Annotated in this window: 14 protein-coding genes; 7 read left to right on the forward strand and 7 right to left on the reverse strand. The window is 39.4% G+C overall.

The annotated features are described in order from the left end of the window. Positions 1-410: 410 nt before the first annotated feature. The 3 genes from FNN09_RS07460 to FNN09_RS07470 all read left to right on the forward strand — a co-directional run bounded on the left by FNN09_RS07460 (position 411) and on the right by FNN09_RS07470 (position 8,597). Positions 411-2,891: a glycoside hydrolase N-terminal domain-containing protein gene (locus FNN09_RS07460; protein WP_143301043.1), complete on the forward strand. Its 2,481-nt coding sequence runs from the start codon at positions 411-413 to the stop codon at positions 2,889-2,891. Between the two features lie 58 nt (positions 2,892-2,949). Then, the gene (locus FNN09_RS07465; RefSeq protein ID WP_143301046.1) at positions 2,950-4,440 is read left to right on the forward strand and encodes a Gfo/Idh/MocA family protein; all 1,491 of its coding nucleotides are present in this window, start codon (positions 2,950-2,952) and stop codon (positions 4,438-4,440) included. Between the two features lie 131 nt (positions 4,441-4,571). Then, complete coding sequence (locus FNN09_RS07470; RefSeq protein ID WP_143301049.1) at positions 4,572-8,597, forward strand: glycoside hydrolase family 2 TIM barrel-domain containing protein; 4,026 nt, start codon at positions 4,572-4,574, stop codon at positions 8,595-8,597. A gap of 318 nt (positions 8,598-8,915) precedes the next feature. Here the strand turns inward: FNN09_RS07470 and arsC are convergent, their stop codons facing one another. From arsC to FNN09_RS07485, 3 genes are all read right to left on the reverse strand, one after another. Further along, a complete protein-coding gene (gene arsC, locus FNN09_RS07475) occupies positions 8,916-9,257 on the reverse strand; it encodes an arsenate reductase (glutaredoxin) (protein ID WP_143301052.1) in 342 nt (113 codons plus the stop codon). Positions 9,258-9,273: 16 nt separating this feature from the next. Then, a protein-coding gene (gene prfB, locus FNN09_RS07480; RefSeq protein ID WP_143301055.1) for a peptide chain release factor 2 occupies positions 9,274-10,372 on the reverse strand; the annotation gives its coding sequence in 2 pieces (ribosomal slippage) (positions 9,274-10,308 and positions 10,310-10,372; 1,098 coding nt in all). A gap of 43 nt (positions 10,373-10,415) precedes the next feature. Next, on the reverse strand, positions 10,416-11,873 hold the full coding sequence (locus FNN09_RS07485) for a serine protease (RefSeq protein WP_143301058.1): 1,458 nt from the start codon (positions 11,871-11,873) through the stop codon (positions 10,416-10,418). A 523-nt stretch (positions 11,874-12,396) separates the two neighbouring features. Between FNN09_RS07485 and FNN09_RS07490 the strand changes: the two genes are divergently transcribed. Next, the gene (locus FNN09_RS07490) at positions 12,397-13,203 is read left to right on the forward strand and encodes a hypothetical protein (protein WP_143301061.1); all 807 of its coding nucleotides are present in this window, start codon (positions 12,397-12,399) and stop codon (positions 13,201-13,203) included. An 86-nt stretch (positions 13,204-13,289) separates the two neighbouring features. Here the strand turns inward: FNN09_RS07490 and FNN09_RS07495 are convergent, their stop codons facing one another. After that, complete coding sequence (locus FNN09_RS07495) at positions 13,290-14,012, reverse strand: SIMPL domain-containing protein (RefSeq protein ID WP_143301064.1); 723 nt, start codon at positions 14,010-14,012, stop codon at positions 13,290-13,292. 464 nt (positions 14,013-14,476) lie between these two features. Here FNN09_RS07495 and FNN09_RS07500 point away from each other — a divergent pair, with 464 nt between their 5' ends. Beyond that, positions 14,477-14,923: a cold-shock protein gene (locus FNN09_RS07500; RefSeq protein ID WP_143301067.1), complete on the forward strand. Its 447-nt coding sequence runs from the start codon at positions 14,477-14,479 to the stop codon at positions 14,921-14,923. A 187-nt stretch (positions 14,924-15,110) separates the two neighbouring features. After that, positions 15,111-15,908 carry an FkbM family methyltransferase gene (locus tag FNN09_RS07505; protein WP_143301069.1) on the forward strand — a complete coding sequence of 266 codons (798 nt, stop codon included), beginning with the start codon at positions 15,111-15,113 and terminating at the stop codon, positions 15,906-15,908. A 6-nt stretch (positions 15,909-15,914) separates the two neighbouring features. Here FNN09_RS07505 and FNN09_RS07510 read toward each other — a convergent pair whose 3' ends face one another. Both FNN09_RS07510 and FNN09_RS07515 read right to left on the reverse strand, forming a co-directional pair. Further along, positions 15,915-16,961: a TRM11 family methyltransferase gene (locus FNN09_RS07510; protein WP_143301071.1), complete on the reverse strand. Its 1,047-nt coding sequence runs from the start codon at positions 16,959-16,961 to the stop codon at positions 15,915-15,917. 155 nt (positions 16,962-17,116) lie between these two features. Further along, complete coding sequence (locus tag FNN09_RS07515) at positions 17,117-18,655, reverse strand: TlpA disulfide reductase family protein (RefSeq protein WP_143301074.1); 1,539 nt, start codon at positions 18,653-18,655, stop codon at positions 17,117-17,119. A gap of 14 nt (positions 18,656-18,669) precedes the next feature. On the opposite strand from FNN09_RS07515, the gene FNN09_RS07520 reads away from it, so the two are divergent. Then, the gene (locus FNN09_RS07520; protein WP_143301076.1) at positions 18,670-18,918 is read left to right on the forward strand and encodes a hypothetical protein; all 249 of its coding nucleotides are present in this window, start codon (positions 18,670-18,672) and stop codon (positions 18,916-18,918) included. On the opposite strand, the gene FNN09_RS07525 is transcribed toward FNN09_RS07520, so the two are convergent. Further along, positions 18,915-19,487 (reverse strand): hypothetical protein, encoded by a 573-nt coding sequence (locus FNN09_RS07525; protein ID WP_221932446.1) that lies wholly within the window; start codon positions 19,485-19,487, stop codon positions 18,915-18,917. The genes FNN09_RS07520 and FNN09_RS07525 overlap by 4 nt on opposite strands. Positions 19,488-19,852: the final 365 nt, after the last annotated feature.

The raw sequence follows: 19,852 nt of genomic DNA on the forward strand, positions 1-19,852 counted from the left end.
GCTCCTTAGGGTTTACAATGCGTTCCTTGGGTGGTACAATTGGCTCATTAGATGGTAAAATCGTCTCCTTGGCTCGTTGGAACGGCTCCTTGAAGGTTATATTCGACGCCTTGGGTGTACAAATCAATTCCTTAAGCGGGATTATGGCCTCCTTGACCGGTACGGTTGGCATTTATGCCGATAAAGTAATTGAATGATTAATTTGTTTTAACAATTATTGTAGTACTCTGACACTTATGTAAATAAGGTCTTTATAACTTGTAGCTCTTTATGTAGAGGTGCTCAAAGACCTATCCTATATCTCAAAAAAACTGTTTTATAGTTTTGAACGCCGAATTGTAGCACGTTTGAAATAGGACCATCCTTTAGCAGAAGGATAGTATAGGTGAGTAGGATTAATAACAAATTATATGCGAGAATTTATTTTTCTAATTCTATATATTTTTAGCCTGACAGGCAGTGCTCAAACGACAACTTCGTTGAATAAGGACATCGATGAGAAGGCTATTATAAAGACAATTGATTCTATTCAAACCGATTATTCACAGGGTTTGGTGCTTTGGTTTGATGAACCAGCCACCTCAGTTGGCAAAGAGTCGTGGTTAAAAGAGACGAAACCTAACTACGGGCCACACTCCAATCCTGATACTGCCTGGGATAAACTTGCTTTGCCCATTGGTAATGGCCATTTGGGAGGCATGGTATATGGCCATATTACCGAAGAGCGCATCCAGTTTAATGAGAAATCATTGTGGACAGGAGGTCCAGGAACTAAAGGCTACAATAATCCTAACATTTCAGAAGCGCATGAGCACTTGCCTGTTATAAGAAACAGTGTTCTTAATGGTGATATAGAAGGGGCTGAAGCCTTGGCTAACAAATACCTGCGAGGTACCTGGAAAGGTAATGATCCACGCTTTGGCAAGTACCAAACATTTGGCGAGATACAAGTAAAAACAGGCATTAGTGAAGAGGGTGTTTCTAATTACCAACGCGCCTTATCCCTTGATTCAGCCTTTGTGACTGTTTCATTTGCCAAGAGTGATACCATATATAAGCGTCGTTACTTTTGCTCATATCCACACAATGTGATGGTCATGCGATTTGAGGCCAATATGCCCGGAGCTCAAAACCTTGAATTTAGAATCAAGAGTCCGCATAAACATACATTTCAAACCACAGATGATGGCTTGTTATTAACAGGTGAGGTAAGTGATAATGGTTTGGGCATTGCCTCTCGAGTGCAGGTAGTTGCCGAAGGAGGTAGTGTTGAAATTAATAGTGATCACATTAAAGTGAGCGCTGCCAATACTGTCACCTTTTTGCTAACAGCCGATACCGAGTATCTATTAAATTACCCCGCATACCGTGGTGAGGACCCAATTGCTAATACGCTGCAAACTATTAATAGTGCCAAAAAAGAGTCATTTGCTGAGTTGAAAGGTGCCCATGTATCTGATTACAGAGAACTATTCACTAGGGTTGAGCTGGAAGTTAATCAGTCATCTGCATTGGAAAATATTCCGACAGATAAGCGCTTAAATGCATATAAAAGCAAGCCCACGGATAATGGCTTAGAAGTGCTTTATTACCAGTACGGACGCTATTTGTTAATATCATCATCGCGAAAAGGTAATTTACCTGCCAATTTGCAAGGCATCTGGAATAATGAATTGTACCCCGCCTGGTTATCCGATTATCATCTCAATATTAATTTACAAATGAATTATTGGGGGGCTGAGAACAGCAACCTTGGCGAATGTCATATCCCACTTATCGAATACATCGATAATTTACAAGAACCGGGAGCCCTTACCGCTAAAAGCTATCATAACGCTCGTGGCTGGACTACTAACATGCACTCCAATGCATGGGGATATACAGCACCCGACAATTACGGTGTTTTATATTGGCAGTATTTTCCATTAAGTGGTGCTTGGTTGTGTCAGCACGTGTGGGAGCACTACGATTTTAACAGAGATAAAGAATACCTGGAAAATACAGCGTATCCCATACTCAAATCGCAAGCTCAATTCATCGAAGATTACCTCTATAAACTGGGTGATTCTGTTTATGTGTCATGTCCCTCATGGTCGCCCGAGCATGGCAATGTGTCTATTGGCACCACTACCGACCATGCTATGGCTTGGGATCTATTAAACAATGCCCATAAAGCGGCTACTATTTTAGGTGTAGATGAAACAGAACGTATACGATGGAGCGGTATCAAAGACAGTATCCAGAAAGTACAGATTGGTCGTTGGGGACAGTTACAAGAGTGGTTTGAGGATGTGGATAGTCCAACAGATGAACACCGCCACCTCAACCATTTATTTGGTTTGTATCCGGGACATCAAATATCTCCGATAACAAGTCCTGATTTGGCCGAAGCTGCCCATAAAACACTAATTGCTCGTGGTGATGGTGCCACAGGTTGGAGCATGGGTTGGAAAATTAATTTTTGGGCACGCATGCACGATGGTAACCATGCCTATCTCCTGTTGAAGAATTTATTAAAAAAGGGAACCTCTACCAATCTGTTCGACTTACATCCTCCATTTCAAATTGATGGTAACTTGGGAGGTATGGCAGGTATGGCCGAAATGTTATTGCAAAGCCATGCTGGCTTTATTCACTTGTTACCGGCTCTGCCAGATGCATGGCAAAGCGGACGTGTGAACGGTTTAGTGGCTCGTGGTGCTTTTGAATTGGATATGGAGTGGGAACATGGTCAATTGGTAAAAGGGCGAGTGTTCTCAAAAAAAGGAGGCCTTTGTCAAGTTAAGTATCAAACAAAGTTGATTGAAATAAATACAGAAGCGGGCTGTTATTACGATTTTGAATTGAAAGATATGCGTGCTTCAACATCCAATGATGAAGTATATAATTGATTGAAGATTAAATAGAATAGAAAATATATTATATCAATAAACCTTAAGAATAATTATCATGACATCAAGCAGAAGATCGTTTTTGAAGAATATGGCCATTGGAACAGGGGTGATTGCCTCCGCTCCTTTAGCGGGTTGTAATACAAAGTCAACTGAAGCAGAAGCAGTGGCTCAGATAAGAAAATCGGCAGAGCGTTTGCCTGCCATGAGTTTTAACATGTGCGGCTACGCTGCTCCCAAATTAGAAACGGTGCGTGTAGGTTTTGTGGGAATTGGGGATCGTGGTATTGGCGCTGTTGACCGCATGGGTTTTATCGAGGGTGTTGAGGTAACAGCCATTTGCGATACCCGTCAGGCAGCTTTGGATGGTGCACAGGCTTCGCTGGCTAAGGCTGGTTTGCCAAAAGCCAAAGAATTTACAGGTAGCGACACTGCCTTTAAAGAGTTATGTGAGAGTGGTTTGGTTGACCTTGTGTACATCGCCACACCTTGGGAATGGCACGTGCCGGTGGCTATTGCTGCCATGAAAGGTGGCAGTCATGCAGCCGTTGAGGTCTCTACTGCCAAAACAATGGACGAATGTTGGGAGATGGTTGAAGTATCGGAGCAGACCAAAAAACACTGTGTGATATTGGAGAACTGCTGTTACGATTTCTTTGAGTTATTGACCTTGAACATGGCACGTCAGGGAGCTTTTGGTGACCTGGTACATGGCGAAGGAGCGTACATTCATGATTTAGATTACTGGCATTTTAACAAGCCACAAGATGATAAACCACGTGGTGATGGTGCCTATGATAAATTGTGGCGTTTGCACGAAAATACGCGTAAAGCCAACGTTTATCCAACACACGGTTTAGGACCTATCTGTCAGGCCATGGACATTAACCGTGGTGATAAAATGGATTACTTAACGGCCATGATGTCGGATGATTTTACATTGAAGCATCGTATTAAAGAGCTGGCTCCTGACAGACCCGACTTGCAGCAGTTTATTGGTAAAGAAATGCGTGGTAACATGGATATGCAAATGATTCGTACGGCCAAAGGGCGTACCATGATGATTCAGCACGACATTAGCTCACCACGTCCTTACTCACGTATTCATATGTTGAGCGGCACCAAATGCTTTGCTCAAAAATGGCCATTGCAGCATATTGCTTTCGGACATACCAAGGCCGACGATGCTAAGATGAAAGAGCTGCAGGAGCAATATGCACCTGAAATCATTACGCGCATTGGTGAAATGGCCAAGCAAGTAGGTGGTCATGGAGGTATGGACTTTATGATGGACTGGCGCTTGATCGACTGTTTACGTAATGGTTTACCGATGGATATGGACGTGTACGATGCAGCCTCATGGTCGTGCATTACCCCATTGAGTGAGTGGTCGATATTGAATGGTTCCAAGCCAATTGATATACCTGATTTTACACGCGGAAAATGGAAGACGAATAAGCCAGTTGAGCTAACGCTTAAAGGTGGTGGCACAACAGGCGTTCGTAATTTGAAAGAAGCGGATTCTGACAAGCAGTTAAATGTGCATTAAACCCAAGCTATTAGGTAGGAACTGATTTGACAGACAACGTGACTTGGGATTTGGATATGACAATATCATACATTTTCAGATAAGTCACGTTTGTCGAGTCAAAAAGAAAAAACCAAAATAAAATTAAACTGATGAATAGAATTGTTTTCGCATTGATGGTGTGTTTGCTTGCCCATTGTCATATTGCCTCTGCACAACTAGTAGGTTTTAGTTATGGCGATGAAAAAGCACCCACTGGTAAAGAGTGGGAATCACCATCTCACATAGCTCATAACAAGGAGCAGCCTCGTGCTACTTTTTACTCTTTTGAAAATGTTGAAAGTGCTCGCAAGGTGCTACCAGAAAACTCAGCGTATTGGCTTTCGTTGGATGGTAACTGGAAGTTTAACTGGGTAAAACACCCTGATGAGCGTCCAGTGAATTTTTATCAACCTGATTTTGATGTCAGTAAGTGGGATGAAATCCCTGTTCCATCCAATTGGAATATTGTTGGTCTTGCTAAAGATGGCGGTCAGAAATACGGGACGCCCATCTATTGTAATCAACCGGTTATTTTCCAGCACGCAGTCAAAGTGGATGACTGGAAAGGTGGCGTAATGCGCGAGCCTGCAAAGGACTGGGTGACTTACGAGGCGCGTAACGAAGTAGGTTCTTACCGTCGTAATTTCGAAATTCCTGAAAACTGGGATGGACGTGAAATCTTTATTCAGTTTGATGGTGTTGACTCGTTCTTCTACCTATGGATTAATGGTCAGTATATTGGTTTTTCTAAAAACTCGCGTAATGCCGCCACGTTTGACATTAGTCCTTTCGTAAAAAAAGGCAATAATGTGATTGCTGCTGAAGTATATCGTAACTCCGACGGTTCTTTCCTTGAGGCGCAGGATATGTTCCGCCTGCCTGGTATTTTTCGTACGGTACAGCTTTACTCGACTCCTAAAGTTCAAATTCGAGATATTTTTGTTCTTCCTGAATTGGATGATTACTACCAAGATGGTTCACTAAAAATTTCTGCTGATATTCGTAACTTCAATAAAAAAGCTGCCAAAGGCTACAAAGTAGATTACTCGTTGTACGCCAATGCGCTTTATTCTGACGACAATAAATTACTTGCAGGAGTTGTTGCTAGCGCATCTGTTCCTGTTGTTGATGGCGGTGCGAAGGCAAATGCGACTGCTGTAATGAAAGTAAGCTCCCCTAAGTTGTGGTCTGCCGAACATCCTTATCGTTATACATTAGTTGCAGAATTAAAAGATAAGAAAGGCCGGGTGGTTGAGACAATCTCTACACACACTGGTTTCCGTGAAGTGGTGATTAAAGATACTAAAGCTGAAGACGATGAATTCGGTTTAGCTGGTCGTTATTACTACATCAATGGAAAGACCGTTAAATTAAAAGGGGTTAACCGTCATGAAACACACCCAGAAACAGGGCATACCTTGACACGTGAGCAGATGGAAGAGGAAGTGATGTTAATGAAACGTGGAAATATCAATCATGTTCGTAATTCACACTATCCGCCAGATCCTTATTGGTATTACCTGTGTGATAAATACGGACTTTACCAGGAAGATGAAGCGAACATTGAATCTCACCAGTACTATTATGGCGAAGCATCTCTTTCACACCCTCCAGAGTGGAAAAATGCCCACGTTGGCCGTGTTGTTGAGATGACGCACCAGAACAAGAACTACCCATCCATTGTCATCTGGTCTTTGGGTAACGAGGCAGGTCCGGGAGAAAACTTTGTACATGCCTACGATGCCTTGAAAAAGATTGATACATCGCGCCCAGTGCAGTATGAACGTAACAACAGCATTGTAGACATGGGGTCTAATCAGTATCCATCAATTGGTTGGATGCGAAGTGCAGTTACTGGTAAAATGAATATTAAATACCCTTTCCACATCTCAGAATATGCGCACTCAATGGGTAATGCCTGTGGTAACCTGATTGATTACTGGGAGGCGATTGAGTCTACTAACTTCTTTTGTGGTGGTGCTATTTGGGACTGGATAGATCAAGCGGTATACAACTACCGTGAAGACGGTACGCGCTATCTGGCTTACGGTGGTGACTTTGGTGATAAACCTAATAGTGGACAGTTTGTGATGAATGGTATCCTCTTTGCTGAGCGCGATTTGAAACCTCAGTATTATGAGGTGAAGAAAGTATACCAGCACATTGGTTTTGAGGCTTTGGATATTGAAAAAGGTTCTTTCGAAATCTTTAATAAGTATTATTTCAAATCTTTGTCCGATTACAATTTGACTTGGTCGCTTTGGGAGAATGGTTCTGAGATTGATAATGGTCAGCTTGCTTTTGAGCCGATCCCTGCAAGAACGAAAACAACTGTTAATCTTCCGTATACGTTTGCCAAGCTAAATGCCGATTCGGAATATTTTGTGAAGCTTCAGTTCACTTTAAAAAATGATCAGCCATGGGCAGATAAAGGTTTTGTTGAGGCCGAAGAGCAGTTCTTGCTGAAAGGCAAAAGTGAAGCGCCAGCCATTGCCGAAGTAGCCAAAGCAGCAGGTGCTAGTAAAGTGGAGTTAAGCGATGCTGGCAATAACATTAAGGTCGTTAGTGGCAAAGGCTTCTTGGCTAAATTCAATTTGTCTGATGGTTCGCTTTATGGACTTGTTTACGATGGACAAACCATCATTGCCGATGGTAACGGACCCAAGCTAGATGCCTTCCGGGCCTTTGTAAATAACGATACCTGGGGTTATAGTAGCTGGTACGAAAAAGGCTTGCACAACCTGAAACATAAAGCTATTGATTCTAAAATAAGAAGCAATGCCGATGGAACGGTAAGCTTGGCCTTTACTGTGGTTTCGCAAGCGCCTAATGCGGCTAAACAACATGGCGGCACAAGTGGTAACGTGTTAAGCGTCGAAGAATTAACAGATACAAAATTCGGAGAGAATGACTTCCGTTTTGTAACTAACCAGATATGGACGGTTTACATGGATGGTTCTGTGGAGCTTCAGTCGAGTATTACCTCCAACGAAGCTCAATTTGTATTACCTCGCTTGGGTTACTCGATGACCATTCCTAAGGACTACGAAAACCTGACGTATTACGGACGTGGGCCGATTGGTAACTACAACGACCGTAAAACAGCTCAGAATATTCAGAAGTACACGACAACGGTTGAGGAGGAGTTTGTGAACTTCCCGAAACCACAGGATATGGCTAACCACGAAGAAACGCGCTGGTGCGCCTTAACCAATAATACTAAAGCCGGTGTTGTGTTTGTAGCTGCGGATGAGATGGTTGTCAGCGCCTTGCCATACACGGCTCAGGACATGGGGACTGCTGCTCACATCTACGAATTACCAGAGCCAGGAGATATTACGCTTCATTTGGATATGAAAGTAACTGGTTTAGGTGGTGCGAGCTGTGGACAGGGTGGTCCATTGAAACCTGACCGTGTTTATGCAGGTCAAAATGATTTTGGATTTATCATTCGTCCTGCTGGTGAGAATTTGGACAAAGTTGCTAATGTGGTACCGTCAGGCGAAGTGCCTATTACGATAACTCGTTCAGCTATTGGTAAAGTTGAAATCTCATCGACTAAAGAGGATGCTCAGTACAGCTATTCTGTGAATGGTGGCAGAGTAAAAGCTTTCAACGAGGCCTTTAGCATGCGCGAAGCAGGAACCATTAAAGCCTGGTTCAATGGCAATAAAGATTCAGAAGTATCTATGCGCTTCAATAAGATTGAAAAAATAGAAACCACAGTTGTCTTTGTGAGTAGTGAAGAGCCCGGTTCAGGTGCTTCGGCCAAAAATCTGGTGGATGGCGACCCTGCAACAACCTGGCACACCATGTATTCAGTAACGGTTGCTCAGTATCCACATTGGGTTGATTTTGACTGTGGTGAAGCTAAATCCATTAAAGGATTCTCCTACTTACCACGACAGGATGGTGGAAATAATGGCAATATTAAGAACTATACAGTCCACCTTAGTTTGGATGGTAAAACTTGGGGTGAGCCAGTACACTCAGGCCAATTTTCACGAGATAGAAAGGAGAAACGTGTCATGTTCAAGAAGCCAATAAAAGCGCGTTACATCCGTTTTACGGGTTTAAGTTCACAGAACGGACAGGACTTTGCCGGTGGTGCCGAATTCAGTGTACTGGCTGATTAGATCAATCAGTACTAAAAAGATCAATCGAGATAGCCTATTTGGTTACGGATTTATAAGTGTATTTACTAAAGGTTAGTTAATAATTGAAAGAGCCTGGTTTTGTAATGAAATCAGGCTCTTTTATCATCAAATAATACCAATTCTATTTTGAAATAAGGCGCGTTTCAATGTAGTATTGATGTAATACAAGGAACTGTTTCTCCACCCTCTTGAAGCACTTATTTGGCCTCTTGGATACAAGATAGCCCCGATGGAGTGCTTTAACATCCCTCGGGGCTAGTAAAATCAATGCTTTTTATCAAGAAATGATAAAGTTGCTTACAAAATTTCTTCTATCGCTTCTGTTGGGCGACCAACAACGGCCTTGTCGCCATTAATAACAATTGGACGCTCCATTAAACGCGGATGCTCCAACATGGTTAAAACCCATTCTTCATCTGTTAATTCTTTATCTGCAAATTCTGTTTTGTACACCTCTTCGTTTTTACGAATGATGTCTAAAGGACGTTTACCCAATTTCTCAAGTATATCTGTTAATTCATCGGGTGTTAGAACGTCATCAAGGTATTTGCAAATTTCAAATTCTACACCTTTCTCTTCCAGAAGAGCTACTCCTGCACGGCTCTTTGAGCATCGTGGGTTATGTAATATTGTAATCATAGTTAACTGTTTTTTATTAAAATACTTTGTCACCGCCAAACTCCATTAAATAAGCTTTTATAAAGCCATCTATGTCGCCATCCATTACGGCCTGAACATTGGATGTTTCGTAGCTGGTGCGTACATCTTTTACCAATTTATAGGGTTGCATCACGTAAGAGCGAATTTGTGATCCCCACTCAATTTTTTTCTTTTGCGACTCAACTTTGTTCTGCTCCTCCATTTTCTTACGAAGCTCAATTTCGTATAGCTGCGATTTAAGCAGGCGCATGGCATTTTCTTTATTGCCCAATTGCGAGCGCGATTCGGTGTTTTCAATCACAATGCCTGATTGCGTATGTCGAAGTCGAACACCTGTTTCCACCTTATTCACATTCTGTCCTCCTGCACCACCTGATCGGAATGTTTCCCAGGTAATATCATTGGGACTAATATCAATATCAATGGAATCGTCGATGAGGGGGATAACAAATACAGAAGTAAAGGATGTCATTCGCTTATTGGCCGCATTAAATGGCGATAAACGCACCAAGCGGTGTACACCGTTTTCACTCTTTAAATATCCATAAGCAAAATCACCCTCAAACTGTAGACTTACTGTTTTGACACCAGCATCGTCGCCCGCCTGATAGTTGACTTCCTTAATTTTATAACCATGTGCTTCACCCCAACGGATGTACATACGCATCAACATCTCGGCCCAGTCCTGGCTTTCGGTACCACCAGCACCAGCGTTGATTTTTAACACGGCACCCATCTTGTCCTCGTCGCGGCGTAGCATGTTTTTCAGCTCCAACTTTTCAATTAAGTCGATGGTTAATTGGTGTTGCTCATCCACATCTTCGGCATCAGCTTCACCAGCTTTCTGAAAATCAAACAATACCTGCAAATCTTCCACTGCAGCGGCTACTTCGTCGTAAGCTTTAACCCAGCTCTTTAGTTCACGCAATTTCTTCATTTGAACTTCAGCCTGTTTGGCATCATCCCAAAAATCAGGTGCTTGCGAGCGCATTTCTTCCTCTTCTATCTCAACTTTTTTACGGTCGATGTCAAAGATACCTCCTTAACGCTAACTCACGTCTGGCTAAATCTTTTACTATTTCTAGTGTAATCATATTATCATTAAAATTAGGAAAGCAAAGGTACTAAAAAGGCCAATTACCGACCATAAACATTGCGCTTAACATTTTTGCAATACCGCGACATGTATTTAAAGGCCTCGTAATTACCAAGTTTACCTGCTTCGTTCCAGTCGTAACAAGCCTTGCTATGCAGCCCCACATTGTAGTGTGCAATGCCTCGATTAAACCAGGCATGTACATCTTTAATATCTTTTTCAATGGCCACATCAAAGTCATTAATGGCGGGCAAATAATCTTGCTTAGAAAAATAGATGGTACCTCTAAGTGAGTAGATGCCCGGGAGATCGGGATCGAGGTAGATGCTTTTATTAATATCGTTCAGGGTAGCTTCTTCGTCTGATGAATGATTCATGCGCAGTCGAGCACGTTCGTAATAGGCCTGGGCTAATAACGAGTCGGCATCGATGGCTCGGCTGTATTCGTTAAAAGCACTTCTTACATCTTTATTGGTTTCAAAATCAAGCAATGCCAACTGGCAAATGGCTGGTGCAAAGTTATTTTTCCGACTGAGACTTAGCTCCAGGTTAATACGTGCTTCAGCATCTTTTTGTTGGTTCAAACTGAATAAGCCCGAGAAGAAATATTGCAGAAAACCATCAGGATTAATGGTGGTACTCATTTTCATATCTTCTCGACATCCCATCATGTTTTGATAATGGTAGCGAGCAAAGCCTCTCAAACTATAAGCCACGTCACTTTCCGGATGCTTCTTTATGTATTTACTAAGCTTTTTAGCTGCTTCGATGTACTGCTCACAAACAAGATTAAGAATTGATTGACTCATGTTAGCATTCAATAGGTCTCGTTTATGTTGGTTATGACTAATTTCATCGATGGGTAAATTTAAGCTTACCCAATTGGTGTCGTTCAGCAAATAAGAGTTGTATAGCACCTTGTGCATGCCATTTTGCGATACGTTTATAATGCCGCACAGTCGTCCCGAGCGGTTGATGGCCGGTGCTCCTGCCGAATGAACATAGTAGGAACCATCAATAATCCCGGTGCGCGATAAATAAGGGAAATAGCTGAGGTCTTCCACCGGTGCAATGGTCATTCCATCTTCCGACTCCTGTGGATGGGTAAAGAATAGTAATTCTTCATTTTGTTTGAAAGTTTGCTTGGCGGGCAGTAAATATTGAAAAGGTCGCTGTCGGTTTTGTGCTACCTTAATCAATGCCATGTTGCTTTGGGTATGCAGCGATACGATTTTTTCTACCTCAAATGTTCGTCCGTTTCGTAAAGTTACAACAGCCGAATCTGCTTTTTCAAAAACATGGCCCATGGTAATTGCCAATCCATCGGCACTTAAAAAAAAGCCCGATGCCCTGCCAACAGGGAGATCAACCTCATTGTAGGCACTGGCTTCAAAAACAGTGCGCTCGGTACTGTTGATGATGTCAACAATGGACTGCCCTTTAACAATACTTGCTAAAAGTATAAAGCAAAAGGTAATTTTGAGTTTGGTAAAAATCATTATCTATTGAGCTACGTTGGCTCAAAAATAACAAAATAGCCCTTTAATAGTTGACTTCTCCTAGCTAAGAAAGGCTGAATAGCTGCTTAAAATTGATGAACAATCAATAAATAGGTGTAGGATCAATATCGTTCTTGATGATTTTAAAATGAAAATGTAATTAGAGTTCATGTGTGGAAAATTATCAGGTATAATAATTATAGGAATTGTTTTTATACGAATTATAGGATTGGCCTCTTTTAAAATGAGCTTTGGTTTTACTGAAAACTATAGCAAGACTGGGAAGTTCCGAACTTGATTCGGAAATCACCCAGCCGCGCTTAAGTTTGAGGTAAATAAGAAAGTTATTTTAAAAGTAGCCTTGAATTTCTTTGCTTCCTTTTCTTGCTTCAAGGCAAGAAATGAAGTCCGGTTTGGGCGGATAGCCCAATAGGTAAGGTTAATTTAGGATAACATTGGTTTAAAATATAACCTTTTCGAGTACTAGACGTACACATTAAGGTTATTTTAAATTAAGGGTGTAATGGGTTTAAAGGGTTTATTAGGAGGCGTAGTGGCATGCCTGCTTTTCGTTTCATGCGAATTAAATGACAAAATAGAAGAGGAATCGAAAACGACTGTGGCTTTGGATGCCTTAGCAGAGTTTTCTGAAGTGGCTATACACTTTCATGGTGCTTCAAAAACATGTCGCGAAGGTCTGCTAATGGCCGAAGGAGATGCTCTTAAATCTGTATCAGGAAGCGATCCGATAATAACTGTTAAAAAACTTAGTGAGAGTAATTGGCCCGTATTAATAACGGTTGATTATGGACTTGGTATCCAGTGTACTGATGGCATTGTACGAAAAGGAAAGGTGTTGATTGAATCAACTGGTTGGTATAAGCATGAAAATAGTGTACATGTTGCTACTTTTCAGAATTATTATCAGAATGGCTATCAGCTGGAGGGCTTGCACATTGAAACATGCGATGGTCAAAACGAACAAGGTAATTTTTATTTCGATGTAGAAGTTAAAAATGGTGTTATCACATCGCCATTGGGAAAGCGTATAGAATATAGTCAAACATCAACACGAGAATGGATAAAAGGTAGCGACACGCCCTTGGATATAAATGATGATGAATACTTGATTGAAGGTAGTCAGAATGGAACAAGTTCAAAGGGCACAAACTTTTTTATGCATGTTGAAGAGCCTTTGCACTGGATTATGGATCCACATCACATTGCGTCAGGAACTTTGTTAGTTAATGCTGGTGAAATTAATGGTATTGAAGTTAATTATTCCACCAAGCAAATAACTATTGGTGCGATGACTTATCCGATAGATTAGCTTTGTAATTGAGAAAATATAAAAAAATCGCAAGTAAACAGTTCTTTGTTGGCTTGCGAGTTTTCTTGTTTTTTAAACGGTATTACTTATTCAAAATACCATTCTATCTGCACCGATTTTTGAATAAGTTGTTCTTTAGGGTTTAACTCAATTCCTGAAAACCTGGTGCCACGTTGGCGTTGGGAAGAAGCTTCAGTATCACTGACAGCCATAATGCTCATTTTTTGTTGGTAGCCTGATGTGTTGCCATACTGGATGGAAGCAATCTTACCTAGTTTTAAACCAGCTGCACCAGCCAATGTTTCAGCTTTTTGTTTGGCATCGGCTACAGCCAATTCTATGGCCTTTTGGCGTAGCTTTGTTTTTTGTTCGTCACTAAAACCAAAAGCCAGGCGGTAGTTAATATCCAAATTATTCATGTTAAGACTGTTTAATAAGGACTCAGAGAATTTTTGAGTAAAATTGCCCTTTACCTCCAAAGCAATACTTGAGACATAACCCGTTTTTACGCGTTTGCTGTGTCGATATTCAAACGCTTCGTTCACTGCTATGTGTTTTGATTTAATAAGTTTGGCGTCAATACCGTTTTGTGTAAAATTATCTTTAAGAGCCTCCAAGGCCTCCATTGATCTGTTAAAGCATGTTTGGTACAAACTATCTTTAATTGTTAAGTCAATTGATAAAATAATTTCTTTTGGCACCTCCGTCATGCGTGCGATGCCTTCCACTCTTATGCGCTCGTTGTTTTGAGCACTTAACGAAAGAGAAATAAAAACGAAGATGAGGCTAATGTAAGTTGAACGTTTCATATTGGTATTTTTAGTTTAAAAATTTACATATCGACTAAGGGATGCAGTGTTTTATTCATTTCCATAAATTAAAACGATGTTTTTTAAAGATAATTTTAGTGGGTAATAATTCAGCAGCTTATCACGATGAATAATATAACCCGCAATATGCATTAGAAAATTTATTACACACTGAAACTGCTTCAAAACAAGACTCTTCGCTGGTTCATCTCAACTCACCAGAACGATGCTATGCCTCGTTTCGATAAACCCTTGTTTTATTGCACTTTCAATGTTCATGACAACATTCTAATACAAAATACGGGTTTAAGGAACAAACTAAAAGTGTCGGTTCTCATAACCAGATAGTTGGTGTTTAGAGCTAGTTTTGTTAAAAAACAACATTTATATGGCTAGTGGAGGTGATTATTACCTAGGAAATGACTAACATTGCAGTTACGTTTAATTAAAATGAAATATTAAGAATGGCGAAGTCGCAACAAACATTTGGCAAAAAAGAAAAAGAGAAAAAACGTTTACAGAAGCGTAAAGAGAAGCAGCAGAAACTAGAAGAGCGTAAAGCAAATCCAAAAAGTTCAAAGCTGGATGATATGATTGCCTATGTTGATGAGTTTGGTAATATTTCAGATACGCCACCAGATCCAACTAAAAAGAAAAAGATTAATGCTGAAACCATTGAAATAAGCATTCCGAAACAAGAACATGTGGAAGAGGATCCGATCAAAAAAGGTCGTGTAGACTTCTTTGATAGTTCAAAAGGTTTTGGTTTCATTATTGAGCAAGATACAAAGGAACGTTTCTTTGTTCATGTGAATGGTTTAACAGAAGAGGTAGTTGAAGGTAACCAGGTGAGCTTTGAACTTGAACAAGGTTTAAAAGGTTTAAATGCCGTAAGAGTAAAGAAAATATAATAAGAGATTATTATAAATTAAGATAATATAGGATCCAAGCATATACTTTATGCTTGGATTTTTTTATGTCTATACTTCGCCACAATTTTATGCTATTGCGCTTATGTTTATGTAATTGCACGGCTAAATGCTTTGTTTCCTGATGAATTGTTTATAGTTTAGAAATTGATCTACAATATTAATTTCTATGAATAGCCTTAAAAAAATCTTTAAACGCAACACGCATACATACTGTTTTAAACAATTGGCTGGTTTTGGCCGCGCTTTAAATAGGCTGTATGAAAACAGAAATCATGATATTGATAGTAATGGAGAATTAGTTGTTCAGAAGAAATTGTCAGCCTTTAAACCAAAGGTTATTGTTGATGGAGGTGCTAACATAGGTAAATACAGCAAGATGCTCCATAAAGAACATCCCGATTGTATCATTTATGCCTTTGAGCCAGTTAAGGAGACTTACAATACCTTGTTGCAGAATGTGGGACATCTCAAAAATGTTGTTGCCATCAACAAAGGTCTCTTCTCGTGTCATTGTGAAAAGGAAATTTACCTGTTTAACTCAAATACTCACTCATCTTTATTTGATATTAAAGGTGTTGCTTCTAAATATAATAATGTTCAAACAATTGATTTGATAAGAGGCGATAGCTATGCAAAGGATAATAAACTAGAGGTGATTGATTTTTTGAAGCTCGACCTGGAGGGTGCTGAGTACGATGCCTTATTGGGATTTGAAAACCTTTTAAGAGAAAAGAAAATTAAAGCGATTCAGTTTGAATATGGATACATTAACATCACTACCCGAAAATTATTAATTGACTTTTATGAACTTCTAAACAAGTACGGCTACAAAGTGGGGAAAATATTCCCCAAAACCGTTGAGTTCAGACCTTATAACCACAAATACGAAGATTTTATTGGCCCTAACTTTATTGCCGTTAATGATGATGAAATCGAGTTAATACGCATTTTGGAAAATAAGTAGTTCCAATTACTTTTTCACTACAATAATATCGCGCTTAATAGATTTATCAACCATGTGTTCAAAACCATCGTATGGAGGCTTGTTGAGTACTTTCATACCATGCTCCTTAAAAATATCAGCTAGTTTATGTTTGGGAGCTACAAAGCTGTTCCAGGCTAAAACAATGGTGCCTCCTTTTTTTAATACCGCTTTCCAGGCGGGTAGGCACGAGGCAATTAATTCAGATGGGTTGCGCGTGCCCGTTGTACTTTTGTCGGCCCCTTTATTACCATGGGCAATGCCATAGGGTAAATCGCCAACTATCAGGTTAAAACTGTTCTTCTTAAAGTATTTATCAGCATCTTGTGAGTTGCCACAAATAAGACCAAGCTGTTTGCGTTCTTCTTTATTTTTAAAGGCTTCTTTGTTGTTAGCATATTCAAACTCGTGCATGTAAATGGCATCCTTTTTATTTTTACCATACACCATGCGCTTATCGGCCGTGAATTTGTAGCGCTCATTTTGCAAGTACTTTTTAAAGAAGATTTGATTCTCGTGCACCGATTTGTTTTCTATCTCAGTACCAAAGGCATTAAACCCATAAACTGTGGCTTCGTTTAAAGTGGTACCTCTTCCTGCCACAGGATCGAGTAAACTTATCGTGTCATCATAAGTAAAGTCACTGGCCAGTAGTGCGACGTTTACCATCATCTTGGTAAATAGCTCATTGGTTTTTCCAGCATACTTTTGAATGGTACTAATTTTACTATCGATGTATTGAAAGTCAGCCATGGGAATGGGAGCAAGGCCATCATCGGCATGCAGGCCAAACTGGTTAAAAATGGCGAATACAAACGACAAGCGCGATACGATGGCAATGTCTTCAGTGCTTAACTCATCGTCTAATGTGATGGTGATATACCGCACGCCACATACATCTTCAAAATCGATTTTTTGGCAGCCTACACTCAGGCGCTTGGCGGCTATGCTCAATTCAGAAACAGCCAGTTGTGCGGCTACGTTATAATACACTCTGTTATGTCCAGGGTATTGCAGAATCAAATACTTCATCATGTGGCAAAGATAAGGAATAAAAAAAATAGTCAGTAGATGGTAGTGGGCGGTTCTCCGATAGGCTATTGGCCTATACTCGATTGGCGTTTCGTGCTTTTTTATCAGTGTAGGACAATAGTTGTATTCTATGATTTTAGTTAAAACAGAATTCTCTTCTACTGAATTAACTGCTCAATTTGCTTAACTAATTTGTTCCCATCGCTTGCAAGTGCTGCTCTATTTTCTAAAATCCTCCCTTCTGAATCAATTATTATGAATGTTGGAAAACTCAGGTTATTTGCTGAAATTCTTTTTAAATCTTCTTTAAATTTATCATTGGCTATGAAATGATAACCTTCAAGCCCCTTTGCTTTAATAATACTTTCCCACAACTGTCCATTATCACTGTATTCATATGCAATATAGACCATAGTAATGCCTTTCTCTTTTATTAACTGTTTTAATGAGTCAATATGGTTAAATTGTGCTCGGCAAGGTATGCACCACGTTCCCCAACAATCGATTAACAGAGGTTTACCTTTTAGTAGCTGAGATAGTTGTGTAAATGAATCAATTGAGTCTCCATCTAAAAAAAGACATTCAGGAGGCATTTCCATATATTCAAGGCGCTCATATTCTTCAACACGAGGAAGAAGTATATCCTCAATAAGTTGATTGGCATAAGAGTCTTTCATATCATCATTATCTGCCAGATACTTCTCAATGTGCGCTTTCGTAACTGTTCCCAAGTTTGCTGCATTGCACACCATATGGTATTGTTGGAAGTGCTTATTAACTTTACCTGGTAGTAGTTGAGTACTTTTGGCATAGACATCTTTAAAAGCTTTATTTCCCTTTCGTTTCTTGTAAATATAAACCCCGTCTTTATAATCTTCTAAAAACTCTAAATACATATCGGTGTATTCAATCATATTATCAATGAGTCCTATTGTTTCAGCATTAACTGGATATTTCTCAAAAACTTTAGGATAAATATGAGTTAGCTGTTTAGATATGATACTGTCATTAATTTTAAACTTGTGATGCCAAAAGGCTGACCGAATAGCTGTTGCAAGTCTTTCTGCATATTTGTACTGAACGTTTAGTTTACATATTTCATAGAATTCACTATCAATCTCTCCAGAAGCCAATAACTCATTTAGTGGGATTAGTTGTCTGTTTATTTTTTCATCCAGACTATCCAATAATACATCTGGCTGTTTTAACCCCCATTCATCTTGATAAGATAAAATGCCATGTGATTCATTATCAATCAAATTATAATAAATCTGTCCTTTATCGAGCTTATTAAACATCATACCATCACTTTGGCCAGATTGTAAGCTATATATATCAGGGCTATTGGGATAGCCCCACCAAGTACCATCAATTATCTCAATACCTTCGCTGATAAATGAATATCTGTTATTTGGTCTCACAATCAACTCTACTAGATGATATCTATTGTTATCTGAATAAAGTATTCTGAAGAACTCAGTCTTTTTAACATTAGCTGTAATAACAAAGTTTCCCAAACTATCTGGTGTTATCATATTGGAAGCAAAAGCGCCAGCAACTGCCCCCAGTGAATAACCAACTTTTCCATTTCCATCATAGCCTACAAATCGACCTTCAATGACAACATTATGTTTCTGTGCATATACTTGAAAACAAAAGGCGAATGCAAGAGTAATTAATTGAGCAACTTTCTTCATAAATTATTGTACTTATGTTTTTAAATCTTAGTATAGAGGCTATGGGAATACATGAACGCCAACGTTGGCTAGATGAAGCGTTTGGCAATTTAATGAAACAAAACCTCCAAATCCCAGCTGAGCCAAATCTTTTATTTGTTTTTATCTTTACATTCCTAAAGCCAAATCAAAGATTTGGCGGTGGTCGTCGAATCTACAATTTTCCAAATAATCACGAACGCCAAATGCTTTATACTAGCGTGTTGTGTGCTGTTTTTCTTTAAAAATTAGCCTCTATTTGCTCCAAGTAATTCTCATAATATTCAATACCTTTTTGAGCTAATTCAATCGGATTTCTAGGATTTTTTAATCCAACACCTCGATAATTTTGTGGAGGAACAAAAGTTTGTCCGTTATTTGTGAAAGTACAAGCTTCTATTTTTGGAGCTTTTATTTTTGCTACAATTGGGTCTCCCTCGTATTTAGTTATAGCACCATTCTCAAATTTTATTTCCTTAATATGTCCACCTTTTTTGTTAGCGAAATTAATGGCAGTAGAACCAGGACTTTTTTCTACAATCTCATGAATAGAATGTACATCGGCATCTCTAGCATTCTTTAAATACTTTAATAATGAAAAAGTCCGTCTTTCTCTTTTAAACTTTCCCTGCCATGGTTGAAATTTATTCTTTAAATCCTGACACTCTCTTTCTGATTTTATCCAAACCTTTTCAAGGTCATTAAGAAAATTTCTCCAATGTGTTTCATATTCATCTAAATCTTTGGCTTTCTTCATGGACTCTAATGAAGTTTTAGATTTTTTTAGTTCTATTCTGGATTGGTTCAGTTTCATTCTAAATTATTATTTCTTGTAATTATTCATCTTTTCAAATATAGAAAATTAAAATGCGCAGGCCTTAATGCGAATGAGTAAACTGCTAATTATGTAAATATTTTACAAACACTGATAATTATCATAAGACTTCACTAAAACACATCCTAACTTTTCACTTGTATTATTTATTAACCAAATACAAGCCCAATTTTATGAATTCTATACCTCATCAACTTCATGTTGCTAGGCTTCGTCAATTGAACATACAATATTGTCGTTGCCACAAATCACGCCACTTTATTGTCAAAAATGTAGTTCCGCTTTATGGCTGAAGCCATGCTTGCTTAGTCGGTATAAGCCTCCTTTTTTGAAAAAACACAGAT

Source organism: Carboxylicivirga sp. M1479, from assembly GCF_007097485.1.
Taxonomy (GTDB): domain Bacteria; phylum Bacteroidota; class Bacteroidia; order Bacteroidales; family Marinilabiliaceae; genus Carboxylicivirga.